This is a genomic window from Alteromonas algae, from assembly GCF_049117195.1.
Lineage (GTDB): Bacteria > Pseudomonadota > Gammaproteobacteria > Enterobacterales > Alteromonadaceae > Alteromonas.
The window spans coordinates 388,295-404,824 of record NZ_CP185260.1; the positions used below are offsets into that span (position 1 = coordinate 388,295).

General features: G+C 45.5%; 12 protein-coding genes. 5 read left to right on the forward strand and 7 right to left on the reverse strand.

Translation table 11 applies throughout. The annotated features are described in order from the left end of the window. Window positions 1-121: 121 nt before the first annotated feature. A complete protein-coding gene (locus tag ACOJRU_RS01715; RefSeq protein WP_421133343.1) occupies window positions 122-2,314 on the reverse strand; it encodes a M3 family metallopeptidase in 2,193 nt (730 codons plus the stop codon). A 284-nt stretch (window positions 2,315-2,598) separates the two neighbouring features. Between ACOJRU_RS01715 and ACOJRU_RS01720 the strand changes: the two genes are divergently transcribed. Continuing rightward, on the forward strand, window positions 2,599-3,405 hold the full coding sequence (locus ACOJRU_RS01720; protein ID WP_421133344.1) for a substrate-binding periplasmic protein: 807 nt from the start codon (window positions 2,599-2,601) through the stop codon (window positions 3,403-3,405). Window positions 3,406-3,486: 81 nt separating this feature from the next. On the opposite strand, the gene purU is transcribed toward ACOJRU_RS01720, so the two are convergent. Then, complete coding sequence (gene purU / locus ACOJRU_RS01725; protein WP_421133345.1) at window positions 3,487-4,341, reverse strand: formyltetrahydrofolate deformylase; 855 nt, start codon at window positions 4,339-4,341, stop codon at window positions 3,487-3,489. Between the two features lie 129 nt (window positions 4,342-4,470). Next, a complete protein-coding gene (gene thpR / locus ACOJRU_RS01730; protein WP_421133346.1) occupies window positions 4,471-5,094 on the reverse strand; it encodes an RNA 2',3'-cyclic phosphodiesterase in 624 nt (207 codons plus the stop codon). Window positions 5,095-5,197: 103 nt separating this feature from the next. Here thpR and hrpB point away from each other — a divergent pair, with 103 nt between their 5' ends. Continuing rightward, entirely contained in the window at window positions 5,198-7,735 is a 2,538-nt protein-coding gene (gene hrpB / locus ACOJRU_RS01735) for an ATP-dependent helicase HrpB (RefSeq protein ID WP_421133347.1), read from the forward strand. Window positions 7,736-7,808: 73 nt separating this feature from the next. Here hrpB and ACOJRU_RS01740 read toward each other — a convergent pair whose 3' ends face one another. Continuing rightward, window positions 7,809-9,017, reverse strand: coding sequence for a lytic murein transglycosylase (locus ACOJRU_RS01740; protein WP_421133348.1), 1,209 nt, complete (start codon window positions 9,015-9,017; stop codon window positions 7,809-7,811). Window positions 9,018-9,348: 331 nt separating this feature from the next. Between ACOJRU_RS01740 and mrcB the strand changes: the two genes are divergently transcribed. Then, entirely contained in the window at window positions 9,349-11,682 is a 2,334-nt protein-coding gene (gene mrcB, locus ACOJRU_RS01745; RefSeq protein ID WP_421133349.1) for a penicillin-binding protein 1B, read from the forward strand. A gap of 215 nt (window positions 11,683-11,897) precedes the next feature. Here the strand turns inward: mrcB and ACOJRU_RS01750 are convergent, their stop codons facing one another. The 3 genes from ACOJRU_RS01750 to ACOJRU_RS01760 form a co-directional block, all read right to left on the reverse strand. Beyond that, window positions 11,898-12,182, reverse strand: coding sequence for a hypothetical protein (locus tag ACOJRU_RS01750; protein WP_421133350.1), 285 nt, complete (start codon window positions 12,180-12,182; stop codon window positions 11,898-11,900). A 386-nt stretch (window positions 12,183-12,568) separates the two neighbouring features. Next, the gene (locus tag ACOJRU_RS01755; protein ID WP_421133351.1) at window positions 12,569-13,495 is read right to left on the reverse strand and encodes a DUF808 domain-containing protein; all 927 of its coding nucleotides are present in this window, start codon (window positions 13,493-13,495) and stop codon (window positions 12,569-12,571) included. Window positions 13,496-13,632: 137 nt separating this feature from the next. Further along, window positions 13,633-14,436: a hypothetical protein gene (locus tag ACOJRU_RS01760; RefSeq protein ID WP_421133352.1), complete on the reverse strand. Its 804-nt coding sequence runs from the start codon at window positions 14,434-14,436 to the stop codon at window positions 13,633-13,635. 266 nt (window positions 14,437-14,702) lie between these two features. Here ACOJRU_RS01760 and glnK point away from each other — a divergent pair, with 266 nt between their 5' ends. Beyond that, entirely contained in the window at window positions 14,703-15,041 is a 339-nt protein-coding gene (gene glnK / locus ACOJRU_RS01765) for a P-II family nitrogen regulator (protein WP_421133353.1), read from the forward strand. Window positions 15,042-15,072: 31 nt separating this feature from the next. Beyond that, complete coding sequence (locus ACOJRU_RS01770) at window positions 15,073-16,320, forward strand: ammonium transporter (protein ID WP_421133354.1); 1,248 nt, start codon at window positions 15,073-15,075, stop codon at window positions 16,318-16,320. Window positions 16,321-16,530 lie beyond the last annotated feature (210 nt).

Here is a 16,530-nt window from a genome sequence, read left to right on the forward strand (position 1 = left end):
GGCTTCCGCTAGCCGTGCGTTTCACGCACCACTAATGATTCTTAATTAATTCTGACTAGAAGGTCAAGAAAAAAGCCGCTTTAGTTTTCACTAAAACGGCTTTGACATAGCATTACTGTGTTTATTCTTCGTCTGAACCTGTAGTCACAGGGAAGCCTCTATCACGCATTAGTGCGTCAACTTTGGCGTCTCGACCTCTGAATTTGCGGTATGCTTCTGCTGGGTCCATCGCATTTCTTACGGCGAATAAGTATTTAACCAAACGGTCACCTACTTCTTTATCATAGAAACCACCCGGTGCTTCCATAAACGCCTCAGAGGCATCGGCGGTGAGTACTTCTGCCCACATGTAACCATAATAGGCAGCTGCATAACCTTCACCAGAAAATACATGACCGAAGTGTGGTGAGCGGTGACGCATCACGACTTCTTCTGGCATACCTAATTTGGTTAGCTCATCGCGCTCAAACGCATCTGGTTCAATAGTGCTTGGGTCAGTGGTATGGTACTTCAAGTCCATAATGGCTGATGCCATATACTCGGTGGTTTTAAACCCTTCGTTAAACGTAGAAGCGGTTTTGATTTTCTCCACTAAGTCTGCAGGGATTGGCTCGCCAGTTTCATGGTGTACCAAAAATTGATTAATGACTTCGTCAGTCGTTAACCAGCGCTCAAGCAGTTGTGATTGAAACTCGGTATAATCTCGCACACCAGAGTGAGACGATGGATATTTCACGTCTGCTGATAAGAAATGAAGTGCGTGACCAAACTCGTGGAAGTAGGTTTCTGCGTCATCCCAAGAGATAAGCGTTGCTTCTCCCTCGGCCCCTTTCACAAAGTTAGAGTTATTTGAAGACAGCACGGTTTTCTTACCGTCGAACGTTGTGTAAGAGCGGTACGTTGTTGCCCACGCGCCTGAACGCTTTCCTTTACGAGAGAACGGGTCTAGGTACCACAAGCCAATATGCTCGCCAGAATCTTTATCTGTCACTTCCCAAACGTTCACGTCTTCATGGAACACTGGAACCTTGCCTGTTTCTACTGGCGTAAAGTTGAAGTTGAACAAACGCCCAGCAACATAGAACATGGCTTCGCGTAGCTTATCTAGCTGTAAATATTGCTTAACTTCATTTGAATCAAGGTCGTATTTTGCCTTACGCACTTTTTCTGCGTAAAAACGGTAATCCCAAGGCGCAATAGTAATATCTGCACCTTCGGCATCGGCAATGGCTTGCATGTCGGCCACTTCTTCTTCAACACGAGCAATAGCCGCAGGCCACACCTTCATCATAAGATCCATGGCATTCTCAGGGTTTTTGGCCATGCGATCTTCTAAACGCCACTGTGCGTAATTTTCATATCCTAGTAGTTCAACACGCTCATCGCGAAGGGTTAATATGCGCTTGATAATCTCATTGTTATCAAGGTCGTCACCATTATCACCTCGGTTGTAATAAGTGCGCCATACGGTTTCACGAAGCTCTCTGTTAGTCGAGTACGTTAGGAATGGATCCATAGAAGAACGGGTGTTAGTAATGGCGTATTTGCCCTCTTCACCGCGCGATTCAGCAGCGGCTTTCGACGCTTTTACAAAAGAGGCCGGTAAGCCATCTAGTTGGTCTTCAGAAATATAAGTAACGTAGCCTTCTTCATCAGCAAGGATATTGCTAGAGAATTTAGTGTGCAGTGTTGCCAGCTCTTGGTTAATTTCTGCATAACGTTTTTTCGCTTCACCATCGAGCGTAGCGCCGTTACGTGCAAAGCTGTTGTATGTCATCCAAGTGATGCGCTGTTCTTCAGGTGTTAACGTCTGCATTTCGTCAGATTCATACACCGCTTTTACACGTTCAAATAACGCTTCATTTTGCGTTATTTTGGAAAAGAAACCAGAAAGCTTTGGCGACATCTCGGCTTGAATTTCACGAAATTCAGGGCTAGATTTATTGGCGCTCCAAATACCGTAATAAGTGAATACACGACTCAGCTCGTCACCTGCTCTTTCCATCTCTACGATAACGTTCTGGAAAGTAGGCGCCGCAGTATTATTCGCAATCGCTTCAATCTCTTCTAAGTTTAATGCCATCGCTTTTTCAAGCGCAGGCTTTAAATCTTCAAGTTTCATTTTATCAAAAGCAGGTACGCCACCGTAGGGGCCTTGGAATGCCTGAAGAAGTACATTGTCGAAGTTGGCTGTATCGGCCATCGCCGTTTCTTTTTTGTCAGCCATTGCGGTTTCTGGTGCTTTTTGTTCTGAGCATGCACCTAATGCAAGCACTACTGACATAGCAGTAAGTGAGGTTCTAAATTTACCCATGGAGTATCCTGTCTTTTTTATGGTTATTTATCCGGTGTTAAACTCAATGTTGTTATACCAATGGGTTCAACATGACGGTTTTTCTTTCTGTATTCCATACTATGCCATAGTCATTTCAGATTAAATGCCCTTTACCGTAATTACCTGTTGTATAACCGTGCATTGAAAGGCAGTGCTTGTTGAAAAAAGTGCGAAATGTAAAAAAACAGTCGCCGTAATGTGAAATCTGCGATGGTCGTATACACTAAGTAGTACGTCAGTCACGGTGACACCGCACTACTACTATGAAAAATACGGCTGCTTCTATACTTTTGTTGTTTAGCGTCGCATTGAATGCGAATGAATTAACCTTGTTTACTGAAAATTTCCCGCCTTACAATTTTGGTAGCCGAGGCAATGTGACTGGTATTAATGCCGAGCTTTTATCAACGGCGTGTAATATCGCACAAGTGAACTGCACCTTCGACCTCCTGCCTTGGCAACGAGCATTTAAGCTCGCATCGACAGAACCAAATAGCGGAATATTTTCTACCGCTAGAACGCCGGACCGTGAAGATGGGTTTATTTGGATAGGCCCTCTAGTGTCAAGTAATGGGTGCTTTTACCGCCTGAAAAGTCGAGAAGACATCGTGGTTACTAATGCTGAGTCACTAAAAGACTATACTGTGGGAATTGCACGAGGGGATACCTACGAAACCCTATTGAAAAAGATGGGTTTTATAGAAGGCGAGAACTTTCTCACTTTTGCTAAAAAGCATGATGATTCTAAAATGTTTAGGCTCGGTAGGATGGACTTAATGATAGGGTCGTCTCTTACGCTAGCATCTCAGTTGCATGAAGCGGGTCTTAACATAAAAGATGTTGTACCGGTTTTTGCGTTTGATGATGTGTCACTGGGGGGAAACTTTCTAGCGTTAAATAAAGAGAGTAATCCGGCTACAGCAGTAAGCCTTCAAAATGCGTTAAACCTGCTCAAACAAAACGGGGTAGTTGGAACCATTGTTTCTCAGTATGCAGGTAAACGAGGTGCGCCAGAGCCGCCTTTTCCGTTACATCTAAAGCAATGTTTGAGTGGTGAGGCAAACTATTAAACATTCTTTTTATGCAAACTGAAAGGCAGAACCGCTTGGCACGTTATTGTTTGCACAGCGGTTCGTTGACAGGTAATACGATTACGCGAACACCACCGTTTTATTATGATGAATAATCACGCGGTCCTCTAAGTGGTAACGCACGCCGTGGGCCAAGGCATTTACTTCGCAGTCTTTGCCTTTTCTGACCATGTCTGGTGCACTGTCGCTGTGACTTATACGTTTTACGCTTTGCTCAATAATTGGTCCTTCATCAAGGTCTTTCGTAACATAGTGGCACGTTGCACCAATAAGTTTTACACCTCGGTCGTACGCTTGTTGATAGGGTTTTGCCCCTGCAAAACTTGGCAGGAAGCTGTGATGTATGTTTATCGCTTTTCCCGCTAATTTTTGACAAAGGGTGTCAGGTAATATCTGCATGAAGCGCGCCAGTACCGTAAGGTCGACCTCGTATTCATCTAATAATGTCGATATTTGATTAAAAGCAGCATCTTTGCCTAACGCTTTAAAATCTACCCAGTGAAATGGCACTTTGTACCAATCAGCAAATTGCTTCATTTGTGGATGATTACCAATAATACAGGGAATATCGCAAGCGAGTTCGCCGGTGTGCCAACGATGAAGTAAGTCTACTAGGCAATGAGACTCGACGCTTGCAAGCAATGCAACACGTTGTTTCTTTGATGAATCAGTCAATTTCCAATTCATTTGATACTCGTTTGCTAAGGGCGTGAATGCCTCTAGAAAGCTGTCGTAGTCAAGACGTAACGAGTCGGCACCAATCTCATGTCGCATGAAAAAACGACCTGTCTTAAGGTCGGTATGATGATTGGCTTCAACGATAGTGGCACTATGGTCGGCTAAAAATTGAGAAACACTGGCAACCAAGCCGATTTGGTCGGGGCAGTCTATTACTAATCTAAATGTTTGTTGCATGGATGAGGTAACGAATCAAAAAACAGTACACCTTTTTACCGAGCCTAACGAGTCAAGTAAAGCCCTTTAATCTGAGAGTTACGCAACTAATTGATATAACTAATACCGCATGAACGATTGTGTTAAGCGTTAAATCAACCCTTTTCGTAGCTGCTCTCTCACAGACATGGCATGTTGCAGCGACCAACTGTGTCTTATCGGGTAGTTGACGCCGTTCGGTGTAGATACCGACTCGAATAAATGAAATGCAGATACTGCCAAATGAATGTGTGGCGAAATGCGTGGCGGGGGGAGCGTATGATTTGCTTTTCGAATCACAGTGACATGAGGGCGGTATTCTCTTTTTTCGACACTGATATTGCTGGCGCGCGCTGCTTTGCGTGTTGAACGAGCCAGTTCAACCAATGCTGGTTCTTTGATGCTGGGCGCAGCAACAAGAATTTTTGGCCCATTCCACACCCCGGTAGTGTCTAACGTGACAGAAAAGGGCGGGGCTACAATCGTATCGAGTTCACTTATTATGGCGTCATGTTGGCGGTGGGTAATGTCACCTAAAAAGCAAAGTGTTATATGGTAGTTAGCGGCAGGTATCGCGTACGGGGGCGACGATAAAACCGATGCGTGAGCGCGCTTATGCTTAACATGGGGTGGAGTGTGTTGTTTGGGCAACACGTCTGGCAGTGCTTTTTCACGCCAATGTTCAAGTGCCAGCTTTTCAGACGGTGCTAAATCAATCCCTATAAAACAACGCATGGTTTTCTCCCTTGTGCACATCTGTCGCCTAAAAACAGCACAGCATTATACTGTTAATTAGGTACAATACGGTGATTAGTTTGTCTCAGTTTACTTAACCGCTATGTTACAGCCTTTGTCTCATCTGCCTGCCGCGCAGCTTATAGAACGTTTACAGCGAAGCATTATTGATAGCAATGTTGTTATTGGCGCGCCGCCAGGTGCGGGTAAATCTACGGTACTTCCCCTTGCGCTGTTAGCCTCTGCACCCACAGGCAAAATATTGCTTATGCAGCCACGGCGTGTTGTGGTGCGAAGTCTTGCGCACTACTTAGCCCGCATACTTAACGAACCTGTGGGAAAAACCATTGGATATCGCGTGCGGGGAGAGAGCAACGTGAGCAATGATACAAAGCTTGAGATCATTACGGAGGGGATCTTAAGCCGTATGATTCAGTCCGACCCCGAGCTCAGCGGCATATCGATGGTTATTTTTGATGAATTTCATGAGCGAAGTATTCACAGTGATTTTGGTTTAGCCCTTGCGCTAGAAATACAAACGGGCTTACGCGACGACCTTCGCCTGGTGGTTATGTCGGCCACACTTGATATAGACCCGCTGCTTGCATTAATGACATCCTCAGCAGACCGCAACGTTACCCATCTACATGCAGAAGGCAGAGCGTTTCCCGTCGATATTAAATATGCTAAAGACGTGCTAGCACATGAGTTAATAGAGGCAACGGTGTCTATAGCGCGCCAAGCCGTGCGCTCTCATGAGGGGGACGTATTAGTATTTTTGCCTGGTATCGGCGCAATAAATGCCGTATTTCGTGGCTTAAGTTCATTGGCTGATGAGCATGATATTGCGATACTTACCTTACATGGTGGGCTAAATAAAGAAGCGCAAACGCGCGCTATTTCCTGCGATAGCGAAGGGCGTCGAAAGATTATTCTTGCTACCAACATTGCTGAAACCAGTTTGACAATAGAAGGCGTGAAAGTCGTTGTCGATAGTATGTGGGAGAACAAAGCGCATTATCATGCAAGCAGCGGTTTTACCGAACTTACCGCTACGCGTATTTCCCGTGCATCGGCTACTCAGCGTGCAGGTCGAGCAGGCCGTGTTAGTGCCGGCGTTTGTTATCGATTATGCTCAAAAAGCAGTTTTGAACGACTATCATCGCATTCTCCTGCGCAAATAGAGCAAGAAGATCTAAGTCGGTTTTTACTGGAAACGTATAGTTGGGGAACATCGCCAGAGAAACTTGCCTTGCTTACACAACCCACAGCTGCACAACAAAGTATTGCTCGTGCCAATCTAACCGCCATTAACGCACTTAATAACGATGTATTAACGGCGTATGGACGCGAGCTTACCTTACTGCCTTGTCACCCCAACTTGGCGCATATGCTGGTACAGTGCAAAGCGGGCGTAAAAGGGCTAAGTGATTCGCTCAAGCATGCAATGCGTTTAGCTGCGCCGTTTGTCGTGGCTTTAAGTGAAAGCCAGTTACCACCATCAAGCGACACCAATATTTCCGCCATTATTCGCACTTCAACCTCAAGTACAAGAGACGCACTTACCCGCCAAGCAAAACGCTACGCAGGCCATGTTGGTCTGTCGAAAAATGCGTTAGATATTTTGTCCCTCGAAGATGACGCCATCGCAAGTTGCATAGCACTCGCTTTTCCAAAGCAAGTAGCGTATTACCGACAAGGCAGTTATAAATTTGCTAGCGGAAAAGGAGGCGAAATTGAAGGGAATATCAACGCACCTTGGCTTACTGTCTTGCATGGTCAGCATATTGGCAATACCCTAAAAATTCGTGCGGCGCAGCCAATAGATGAGTCGCTTCTTAACACCCTTTACAGTGATGCATTTACCCAAACACAAAAAGTAAGCTTCAACCCAGATAAAGAGGTAATGGAAGTCAGGAACGTGGTTGGCTTTTTCCGTATAGAGCTAGCGAGTAACCCCGTAAGTGGACATGATAAAGCAAAGAATGCAGACAGTATTAAACAGAAAACCTGTGATGCGTGGCTTACGTACTTGAGTGACTTACCTTACTCACAATGGCCACTTACCGAAAAAGCGTGGCAGTGGTGGTATCGCGTAAAACTGGCAGAAAAACTCGCTTTGCCCCAACCGCAAGCTTTTGATGGCCCGGAGCCATGGCCATCGACCCTGCAAGATGTGTTAGAGCACGCCAAAGACAGTTTACTCGAAAAGATGGGACGAGTGCAGTCGCTTAAAGCATTACAGGCTCTGCCATGGAATGACATGTTAAATAATGCACTGTCATGGCCACAACAAGATGCCTTGGCGACATGCTTACCAACCGCTATTCAGATCCCAACGAAACGTAACGTGCCACTTTATTATCATGAGAACGGCAATGTGTATCTGTCGGCAAAAATGCAAGAAATGTACTCTCAAGCTACGTCTATAACGTTGGCGCAGGGTCGTGTGACCGTGTTGTGTGAGTTGCTGTCTCCGGCAGGCCGCCCACTGCAAACAACCGGCGATTTAGGCGCGTTTTGGCAAGGAAGTTATAAAGAAATACAAAAAGAAATGAAGGGGCGGTACCCCAAGCATTTTTGGCCAGACGACCCAGCAACGGCCATCCCCACGAACAAAACGAAAAAGGCGATGGGATAACGCTGTCCCATCGCTTCACTATAGAGGTTAGTGTTTACTAGTTGTAAGCACTAACTATCGCTTTGACCTTATTTTAAGCTGGCGTTAGTGCTAACGCTTCCATTACGTTAAGACCGGGGAAACCGTCGGCTACCATGTCGTTAGCAATTTGATAATTACGAATACCTTCTCGCGTGGCGGGGCCAATAATGCCGTCTGGCTTGCCAACATCATAACCTAATGTGTTAAGTTTCTTTTGGAGTGCAATGATGTCTTGCCTACTGTATGTAGGTAAATCAGGAAGCGGCGCTTTGATGCCAGATGCGCCCGCAATTCTATCGGCCAACACACCCACAGCAAGTGCATAGAATTCAGAGTTGTTCCAACGCATTATTACCCTGAAATTTTGGTATGCAACGAACGCAGGTCCATTGTGTCCGGCAGGAACAATCACATAGGCGGTTGTCTCGTCCTCACCAAGCGGTTCGCCATTGGTTTTGGTAACTCCTAGTGCGTCCCAGTCACTTAGCGAACGTTTATTTTTGTAGCCAGAAAGTTGATAATCAAAACTCTCTGGAAGGACAACTTCTCGGCCCCAACGAAATCCACGCTGCCAGCCTAAGCTTGCTAAAAAGTTAGCCGCAGAGGAAAGGGCGTCTTCCTCGCTGTTAAAGAGGTTTATTTTTCCATCACCATCACCATCAATGGCATAGTGCGTGTACGCAGACGGCATAAACTGAGTGTGTCCCATCGCGCCAGCCCACGAACCAATCATTTCTTCGCGTGTTAGCGATTCACGCTCAAACAATTTGACCGCTACCAAAAACTCTTGTGTGAAATACGCGCTTCGACGTGGATCACACGCCAACGTGGCCAATGAATCAAGCACTGGCATTTTACCCCGGTAACTACCAAAATTAGTCTCTAAACCCCAAAACGATAAAAGGTAATGGGGAGGAATACCGTACTTATCACTTAATGTATGTAGCAGTGTTTTGTGCTTCGCATACATTTCTTGGCCTTTATCTGTTCGCCAATCGGTTACGCGCTTGCTGAAATACCCTGGGAACGTTTGTACAAACTCAGGTTGGCTGCGATCAAGTTCAATTACTCTATCTTGATGAACTAAAGACGGAAAAATAGCATCGATGGTATCTTGGCTAACGCCTTCGGCTGTAGCTTGTTCTTCAAGCGATGCAGTACATGAAGCGAATATTTCAGAAGCGAAACTTGATGACGTATGGATGCTTGTCAGAAGCGTAAGGGCCGAGAGCCAATATTTTCCATTAATAATAATGCGCATAGTACAGTTCCTAAGTTGCTTGTGTTTATGCTATCTCGTGTGACAAGCAAACGCGAGTAAAATTCAAGTTGGTACTTACTCACTTACTGTTTTTAAGCCATAATTAAAGGAATAAATAAAAGTGAACGTTGATTCAAATGTGTTTTCTAAGCATGGGTTTGTATTGGGCAACGTCGCGACTGAATTGCAGACTGCAGGTTGTTGACACGTACCGGCAATGGTAGTGTTTAATGTCTCATTATTTCGTAGTGTGCGCTTAGGTGCGGGCCCTGCAGTATTATTATCAAATTAGCTAACGGCGTAGTCGTTTACGTTTCCAGCATTTATCATCATGGCGCAGCAAGTGGCGAATAAAAAATCTAAAGCAAAATCTAAAACGAAATACTCTTGGCTTTTCACCCTTTTCTGGCGTGTATGCGTCATTGGCCTTGTTGTATTGGGGGCGTATGCGTTTTATCTTGATGCGCAAATTAAGCACTCTTTTTCGGGTAATAAATGGGAAGTGCCAGCGCAAATTTTTGCCCGCCCCTTGCTGTTGAGTAAAGGTGAAGAAATTACACCTAAAGAAGTCATCGATGAATTGTCACTTTTAGGCTACCGCAAAGTGACATTTGCTGATAGCAGCGGTGAGTATAGCTACCAGAATAAGGTGCTCACCATACAGCGCCGAGCGTTTCAATTTCCTGAAGGCGCAGAGCCTCTTCGTCATCTTGTGATCACCTGGAATGGGGCACGTATAGGTGAAATTTACGATAAATCGCAAAGTCGACCTTTTGGCAGCGTCAAGTTAGAGCCTTGGCTGGTAACTCGCATGGTTAGTGGGAGTCAAGAAGATCGTATGTTGGTGCGGTTAAACACTATTCCTGACCTGCTTCCAAAAGCGCTAACATTAGTTGAGGACCGTAACTTTTATAACCATCACGGCGTAGCACCACTTTCCATTCTTCGCGCGTTAATGGCTAATATTGCGGCAGGAAGAACGGTACAGGGGGGCAGTACACTTACCCAGCAGCTCGTAAAGAATATGTTCTTAACGCGAGAGCGCTCTATCGTAAGGAAAGCCAAAGAAGCGTTGATGGCTATTATCATCGACGCTCGCTATAGCAAATCAGATATTTTAGAGGCATACCTGAACGAAGTGTTTTTAGGCCAAAATGGCGACATGGCCGTTCATGGTTTTGGGCTGGCAAGCTACTTCTACTTCGACCGTCCGGCGAACGAGCTTAGTGTGCCGGAAATTGCGACGCTGGTGGCAATGATTAAAGGGCCTTCGTACTATAACCCCAGACGTTATGAAGACCGTGTAAAAGAGCGTCGAGATTTAGTGCTTCGCATGTTATTCGATGAAAATGAAATCGATCGAGCATCCTACGAGAAATACATCAATATGCCGTTAGGGCTTGCCAGTGGCGCTAGCTTAGCAAGCGGTAAGCACCCCGCGTTTATGGAGCAGGTGAGAAAAGAGTTGTCTGAAATATTGGCGGACGCCAGCTTACGGGACTCTGGGGTAAAAGTATTCACCACGTTAGACATTGTCGCGCAACGACGTGCTGAAAAAGCCCTAGCAAATACGCTTGATGGTCTACAAAAAGACAGAAAGGTTCCACTACAAGGCGCGATTGTGGTGACTAATAGTGCAAAAGGGGAAGTTAGAGCTATTGTTGGCGCAAGAGATTACGCATTTAAAGGGTTTAACCGAGCGCTAGATGCGAAGCGTCCTATTGGGTCGCTTATTAAACCGGCCATCTATTTGGCAGCTCTTGAGGATCCCACTCAATATAATTTGGCGACACCATTGCTTGATGAGCCTATTACCCTTGAAAGTGAAAATGGTAAATCGTGGTCACCGCAAAACTACGATAAATCGTTTAGAGGTCAAGTGCCGCTGGTTCAGGGGCTAACAGAGTCACTTAATATCCCCACGGTCAATTTAGGTATGCAGTTAGGGCTTGATGTGGTTATCGACACTATTGCCCGCTTAGGTGTTGAAACGCCTATTGAACCCGTTCCATCGGTTACGCTAGGCGCATTCGAACTGTCGGTTTTTAATACCAATCAAATGTACCAAACGCTGTCAAATGGCGGGCGTTATGTGCCTCTTCATACGGTATCTTCGGTGGTCAGTGCAGATAATGCGTTGATTTGGCAGAAAGCAGAATTTTATTCGCAGCGCACCGACGAGGCTGCTACCTACCTACTTAATTATGGCCTGTATAAAGTCACGACAGATGGCACCGCAAAACGTATTGGAGCCACATTTGGCAATGTAAATATGGCAGGTAAAACCGGTACTACCGATGACTATAGAGATAGCTGGTTTAGTGGTTTCGACCGCAATAATGTGGTGACCGTATGGGTGGGGAATGACGACAATAAGCCTATTAATTTAACAGGCGCGGGGGGCGCGCTCCCTGTTTTCGTAAATTATATGAAGTCGCAATCGCCAAAATCGCTGTCTCGCCGTTTTCCTGATGGCTTAGGTATTGCACATTTTGACGCCTCGACAGGTAACGTAGTTGTTGCTGGGTGTGCCAATAGTCTGAGTGTACCGGCGATACTTGACGTACTGCCTCCTGCACAACAAGATTGTGCTGGGAAAAGCATTAAGCCCGGTAGCAAAACGGGAACTAAAAAGAAAAGCTGGTGGGAACGAATTTTTGGATAAAAAAACTCCAGAAAGAAGATAGAAAACATCACATGTAATAGTTTTCTATCTCCCCACTGGAGTGAAATGCCCAAGGGGCGGGCTCAGGGTGGGAGCAAATCTCTTACTTCAACATGTAGCGGGCCGTTGAAAAGGCAATAGCGCTAAGCGCAAAGGCAACGACCGGCCCGAGTACTAACATCAATAATGCTGTCGCGGTAAACATGGGAGCCTCCTTACGCGTCGTTATCTTTTAGGTCAGCACGCTTTATCGGCGTAATAGTGATGTCGGCAATCAGCGTTCTTTCACCATCATCTTCAGGCTCAAAGGTATGGCTTGCCGTTAGTACATCATATGTAATATTAAGTGTTACATCCTGCTTAACATCAGCTGCAGCACGTTCCACCATAAAATCTGTATGGCTCAATAGGTTGTCGTTATCGACGTGAGCCGCAAACGCTGACGATGACAAAGCAGCAGTAATAGTAAGTGCAGTGAAAATTTTACGAACATGGAACATGGTAATCTCCTAAATTAAAAAGTTAGACACTGCACTGAAATGTACTGCGTGGCAGCTATCTCTTAAGTCGTTATCAAAGAACACTTGGTTTATTGCGAGGGACGTGCCAATTTATACAATTATCGTAAGTAACTGAATTTAGATAATTTTATTTTTATTGCTTCAGGCGCTGACAAAGAAAGAGATAAGCTGATACTAACTATTAGCGAATTTCACATACCAAGTGGCGAAAAATACTAACTGCAAGTGAAGGGCGCGTGAATGGTATGCAGTTTGAAGGTTAGAGGCTAACCAGGTACACCATGGGGGGATAAAAGAGCTGCCGCGCCACCTAGGCCTGAGAGTGCCGAATAGGTAACGCAACGCACGTGATTTAAGGGTAATGATTACGCCGCTTTTGGCTTTCTTAGTTGAGATATTGCGGTGAATACGATTGCTAACACGGCTCCCGCTGCCAGCCCCGCGATACCATCAGCTAAAATAGACATGACTAATGCCGCGTTAGGCGCTAATGCAATAAAGTTTGCAGCGACATGATGTAGCATTGAAATATTATGTGTGAGGATCCCTCCACCAACCAAAAACATCGCAATGGTGCCCACAACCGCAAGGGTCTTCATCAGCGCAGGGGCTGCAACTAGCAGCGCTCTTCCAGTAAACCGCTGCACGGTATTCATAGAGCCTGTCAGCGACTTTCTTAAAAGGTACAAACCAACGTCATCCATTTTTACAATAGCGGCCACCAGACCATATACACCAACCGTTATCGCTAAGCTAAGTGCAACAAGCACACCTAGTTGGGTGGTGAAGGGGGCATCGCTGACACTGCCTAATGCAATAACAATGATTTCGGCTGAAAGAATAAAGTCTGTTCGTATTGCCCCTTTTATTTTGTCTTTTTCAAAGGCAACCATATCGGTATCAGGTTTGCTGACCGCTTCAATTCTCGCTTCTTGTTTTGCGCGCTCATCATCGTGAGGAAGGTACTTATGAAGCAACTTTTCTGCACCTTCAAAGCATAAGAATAGGCCGCCCAGTATGAGCAATAGTGTAATAAGTGAGGGAACAAAATGACTGATGATAAGTGCAGCGGGCACCAAAATAACTTTGTTAAGTAGCGAGCCTTTAGCGACTGCCCACACTACGGGAAGCTCTCTATCCGCTTTGACACCTTGTACCTGGTCCGCGTTAAGCGCAAGGTCGTCTCCTAATACACCGGCGGTCTTCTTAGCGGCGACTTTCGACATTACGGCAATGTCGTCCATTAAGGTTGCAATATCATCAAGAAGGGCAAGTAAGTTTGCTGCGGCCACAATAGTATTCCTTTCGTTTTAGATTCATAAGCATACGTTGCCAAGCGCTAGTTTGGCAACGGTATCTTCGAAGCACATGGCGTAATGGCAGCGAGTCTTTTTAACAAGCAGTGAAGTAGGCTAAACCTGATGCTGTGTTATCGTTGCGAATTATCGGGATCTGGCACTTTTTTAATACGCTTTTCAATAAATTGATCAGCGTTGCCCCTGTCAGTGCATTTGAGCGTGCCACCGGCTAATCCACTCAATAGGGTAAGCACCTTGTTGGTTGTACCGGTGCAATTTACTTTCTTAACGACACGCTGCTCATCAGGGTTAATATCGCGTTCATAGGTAGGGTCAATCAGTACCGGGCTAGTTTTACGCTTTCTAAAGATCGTAGAGGCTTGCTGTGCATCTTCTCGCAGTTGCGCATTATTGTAGTCACGAAAGTAGTTAGTGACGGCGCTATCTGTCGAAATGGGCTGGTCGCTTGTTGTCGCTTGCTGTGTCTTAAAATCACTATCGCCCGGCTTTTCTATAGCTTCAAGAGGCACTTGCTCAAACGCGTCCTCACTAGCGGTTTCATTATCCATTTCTGCCTGAGATGTTGGCACTACTTGATTATCGGGGTGAGTAACGCCCTCGTTAATCGGTGGTGCTTCTGCGCTTTGAAGAGGCGTATTGGTAGGCTGTTTTGCAGCGTCAGTATTAGTGGGCGTTTTTGCTGTGCTGGGTTGAAAATACAATGCAGCGCGAACCGGCGGCGTTGTCTGCGCTGGCGATAAATATGAGGGTGGTAAAGAAGAAAACGTCGTACTTATCATAACAGCAATAAATGCAAGAACATGAATTGCTACCGCGAGACTTATACTTTTCGCGTCACGCCAACGCCCCCTTGCAGGCGCAGCGATGCGCATTTCACAAATGTCAGAGGCCGAAAAGGGCAATGGGGTAGCCATTAAATATTATCCATTCCATTGTTCGCCATGTTGTAATTTCATCCTAATTCTACCGCTAAAAATCGACACCTTACCCTACCGTGCTCGTGCATGGGGCAATAACACCTGTGCGCACCACTATGGTGCAACTTTCTCAAGAAATATATCCCATTTTTCTATTAAGTGACTGTTTTTTAATACTTAAAATTTGTGGCACATCTCTTGGTTTATATCAGGCATAAGACACGAAATGTGCACTATAACCACAACATTACTTGGAGCAACTCATGAAACTAGTCACTGCTATCATCAAGCCGTTCAAGCTAGATGATGTTCGTGAAGCCATTTCTGAAATCGGTATTGACGGTTTGACCGTCACCGAGGTGAAAGGTTTCGGACGTCAGAAAGGACACACTGAACTTTACCGCGGAGCGGAATATCAGGTGGATTTTCTGCCTAAAGTTAAATTAGAAATTGCAGTGCAAGATGATCAGGTGGAACGCTTAGTTGAAGCCATCGTTAGCGCAGCTAAAACAGGCAAGATCGGCGACGGCAAGGTATTTGTTTATGACCTTGAACACGCCGTTCGTATTCGAACGGGTGAGTCTGATAGCGACGCGCTGTAAGCCATAACGATATTTTTGCGGAGAAACCATAATGGAAATCACTTTTGAACTAGGGTATGCGCTTGATACCTTTTACTTTCTAGTCTGCGGCGCGCTTGTTATGTGGATGGCAGCAGGCTTTGCAATGCTTGAAGCTGGACTTGTACGAGCAAAAAATACGACTGAAATATTGACTAAAAATGTCGCACTGTTTGCGATTGCTTGCACCATGTATATGGTTTGCGGTTACGGCATCATGTATGGCGGCGGTGAATGGGGTGCATTTTTAAGCGGCATCATGGGCGACGGCGCAACGGGCGTTACTGACGAGCCAGCAACATATGCACCATCTGCAGACTTCTTCTTCCAGGTTGTTTTTGTCGCAACAGCGATGTCTATCGTATCTGGTGCGGTTGCTGAGCGTATGAAACTGTGGGCGTTCTTAGCGTTTACCGTTGTTATGACTGGTTTCATCTACCCAATGGAAGGTGCATGGACATGGGGCGGTGAAGCAGTATTTGGTCTGTATACGTTAGGCGATTTAGGTTTCTCTGATTTCGCAGGCTCAGGCATTGTACACATGGCAGGTGCAGCGGCAGCCTTAGCGGGTGTTCTTGTACTAGGCGCTCGTAAAGGTAAATACACAGCAGATGGTAAAGTGAATGCGATTCCTGGAGCAAACTTACCGCTTGCTACACTAGGTACGTTCATTTTATGGATGGGTTGGTTTGGCTTTAACGGTGGTTCAGTACTGGCTACTGCAACTGTTGAAAGTGCTAACTCTGTTGCAATCGTGTTTATGAACACAAATGCCGCGGCGGCTGGCGGAACAATCGCTGCACTTCTGCTTGCTCGCGTTATGTTTGGCAAAGCTGACCTTACCATGGCACTCAATGGTGCACTTGCTGGCTTGGTAGCCATTACGGCAGAGCCATCTACGCCTACACCATTAGAAGCAACCTTGTTTGGTGGTCTTGGTGGTATTTTGGTTGTGCTAAGTATTGTTACGCTTGATAAGCTAAAAATTGATGACCCAGTAGGTGCTATCTCGGTACACGGTGTAGTGGGTCTTCTTGGTCTTATTCTTGTTCCATTCACAAATGACGGTTCAAGCCTAACAGGGCAGCTTATTGGTGCAGCAACAATCTTCGGTTGGGTATTCGTAGTAAGCCTAGCGGTTTGGTTGGCGCTAAAAGCAGTAATCGGAATTCGAGTGTCAGAAGAAGAAGAGTTTGACGGCGTAGATATGAGTGAGTGTGGTTTAGAAGCTTACCCAGATTTTACAGGCGGTCGTTCTTAAGAAACCCTGATTAGGCAATTTATAATAACGCTAATAATGCCATAATTACTTTAGTTAAGCCTCGCTCCGTGCGAGGCTTTTTTATTTGTAAGCGTACAAATTATATATTTAAGTCTTGTGGTATTACGTAAAACGCAGCGCAAGTTATTGGTTTTTCATATACAGGCAAATAGCGCTACACTAGGTAACTACTATAAGAATAAAACACGT

Excerpts from the sequence above, each read along its gene's own strand:
- ACOJRU_RS01715 (WP_421133343.1), bottom strand. The coding sequence starts at position 2,314 with ATGGGTAAATTTAGAACCTCACTTACTGCTATGTCAGTAGTGCTTGCA.
- ACOJRU_RS01720 (WP_421133344.1), top strand. The coding sequence starts at position 2,599 with ATGAAAAATACGGCTGCTTCTATACTTTTGTTGTTTAGCGTCGCATTG.
- purU (WP_421133345.1), bottom strand. The coding sequence starts at position 4,341 with ATGCAACAAACATTTAGATTAGTAATAGACTGCCCCGACCAAATCGGC.
- thpR (WP_421133346.1), bottom strand. The coding sequence starts at position 5,094 with ATGCGTTGTTTTATAGGGATTGATTTAGCACCGTCTGAAAAGCTGGCA.
- hrpB (WP_421133347.1), top strand. The coding sequence starts at position 5,198 with ATGTTACAGCCTTTGTCTCATCTGCCTGCCGCGCAGCTTATAGAACGT.
- ACOJRU_RS01740 (WP_421133348.1), bottom strand. The coding sequence starts at position 9,017 with ATGCGCATTATTATTAATGGAAAATATTGGCTCTCGGCCCTTACGCTT.
- mrcB (WP_421133349.1), top strand. The coding sequence starts at position 9,349 with ATGGCGCAGCAAGTGGCGAATAAAAAATCTAAAGCAAAATCTAAAACG.
- ACOJRU_RS01750 (WP_421133350.1), bottom strand. The coding sequence starts at position 12,182 with ATGTTCCATGTTCGTAAAATTTTCACTGCACTTACTATTACTGCTGCT.
- ACOJRU_RS01760 (WP_421133352.1), bottom strand. The coding sequence starts at position 14,436 with ATGGCTACCCCATTGCCCTTTTCGGCCTCTGACATTTGTGAAATGCGC.
- glnK (WP_421133353.1), top strand. The coding sequence starts at position 14,703 with ATGAAACTAGTCACTGCTATCATCAAGCCGTTCAAGCTAGATGATGTT.
- ACOJRU_RS01770 (WP_421133354.1), top strand. The coding sequence starts at position 15,073 with ATGGAAATCACTTTTGAACTAGGGTATGCGCTTGATACCTTTTACTTT.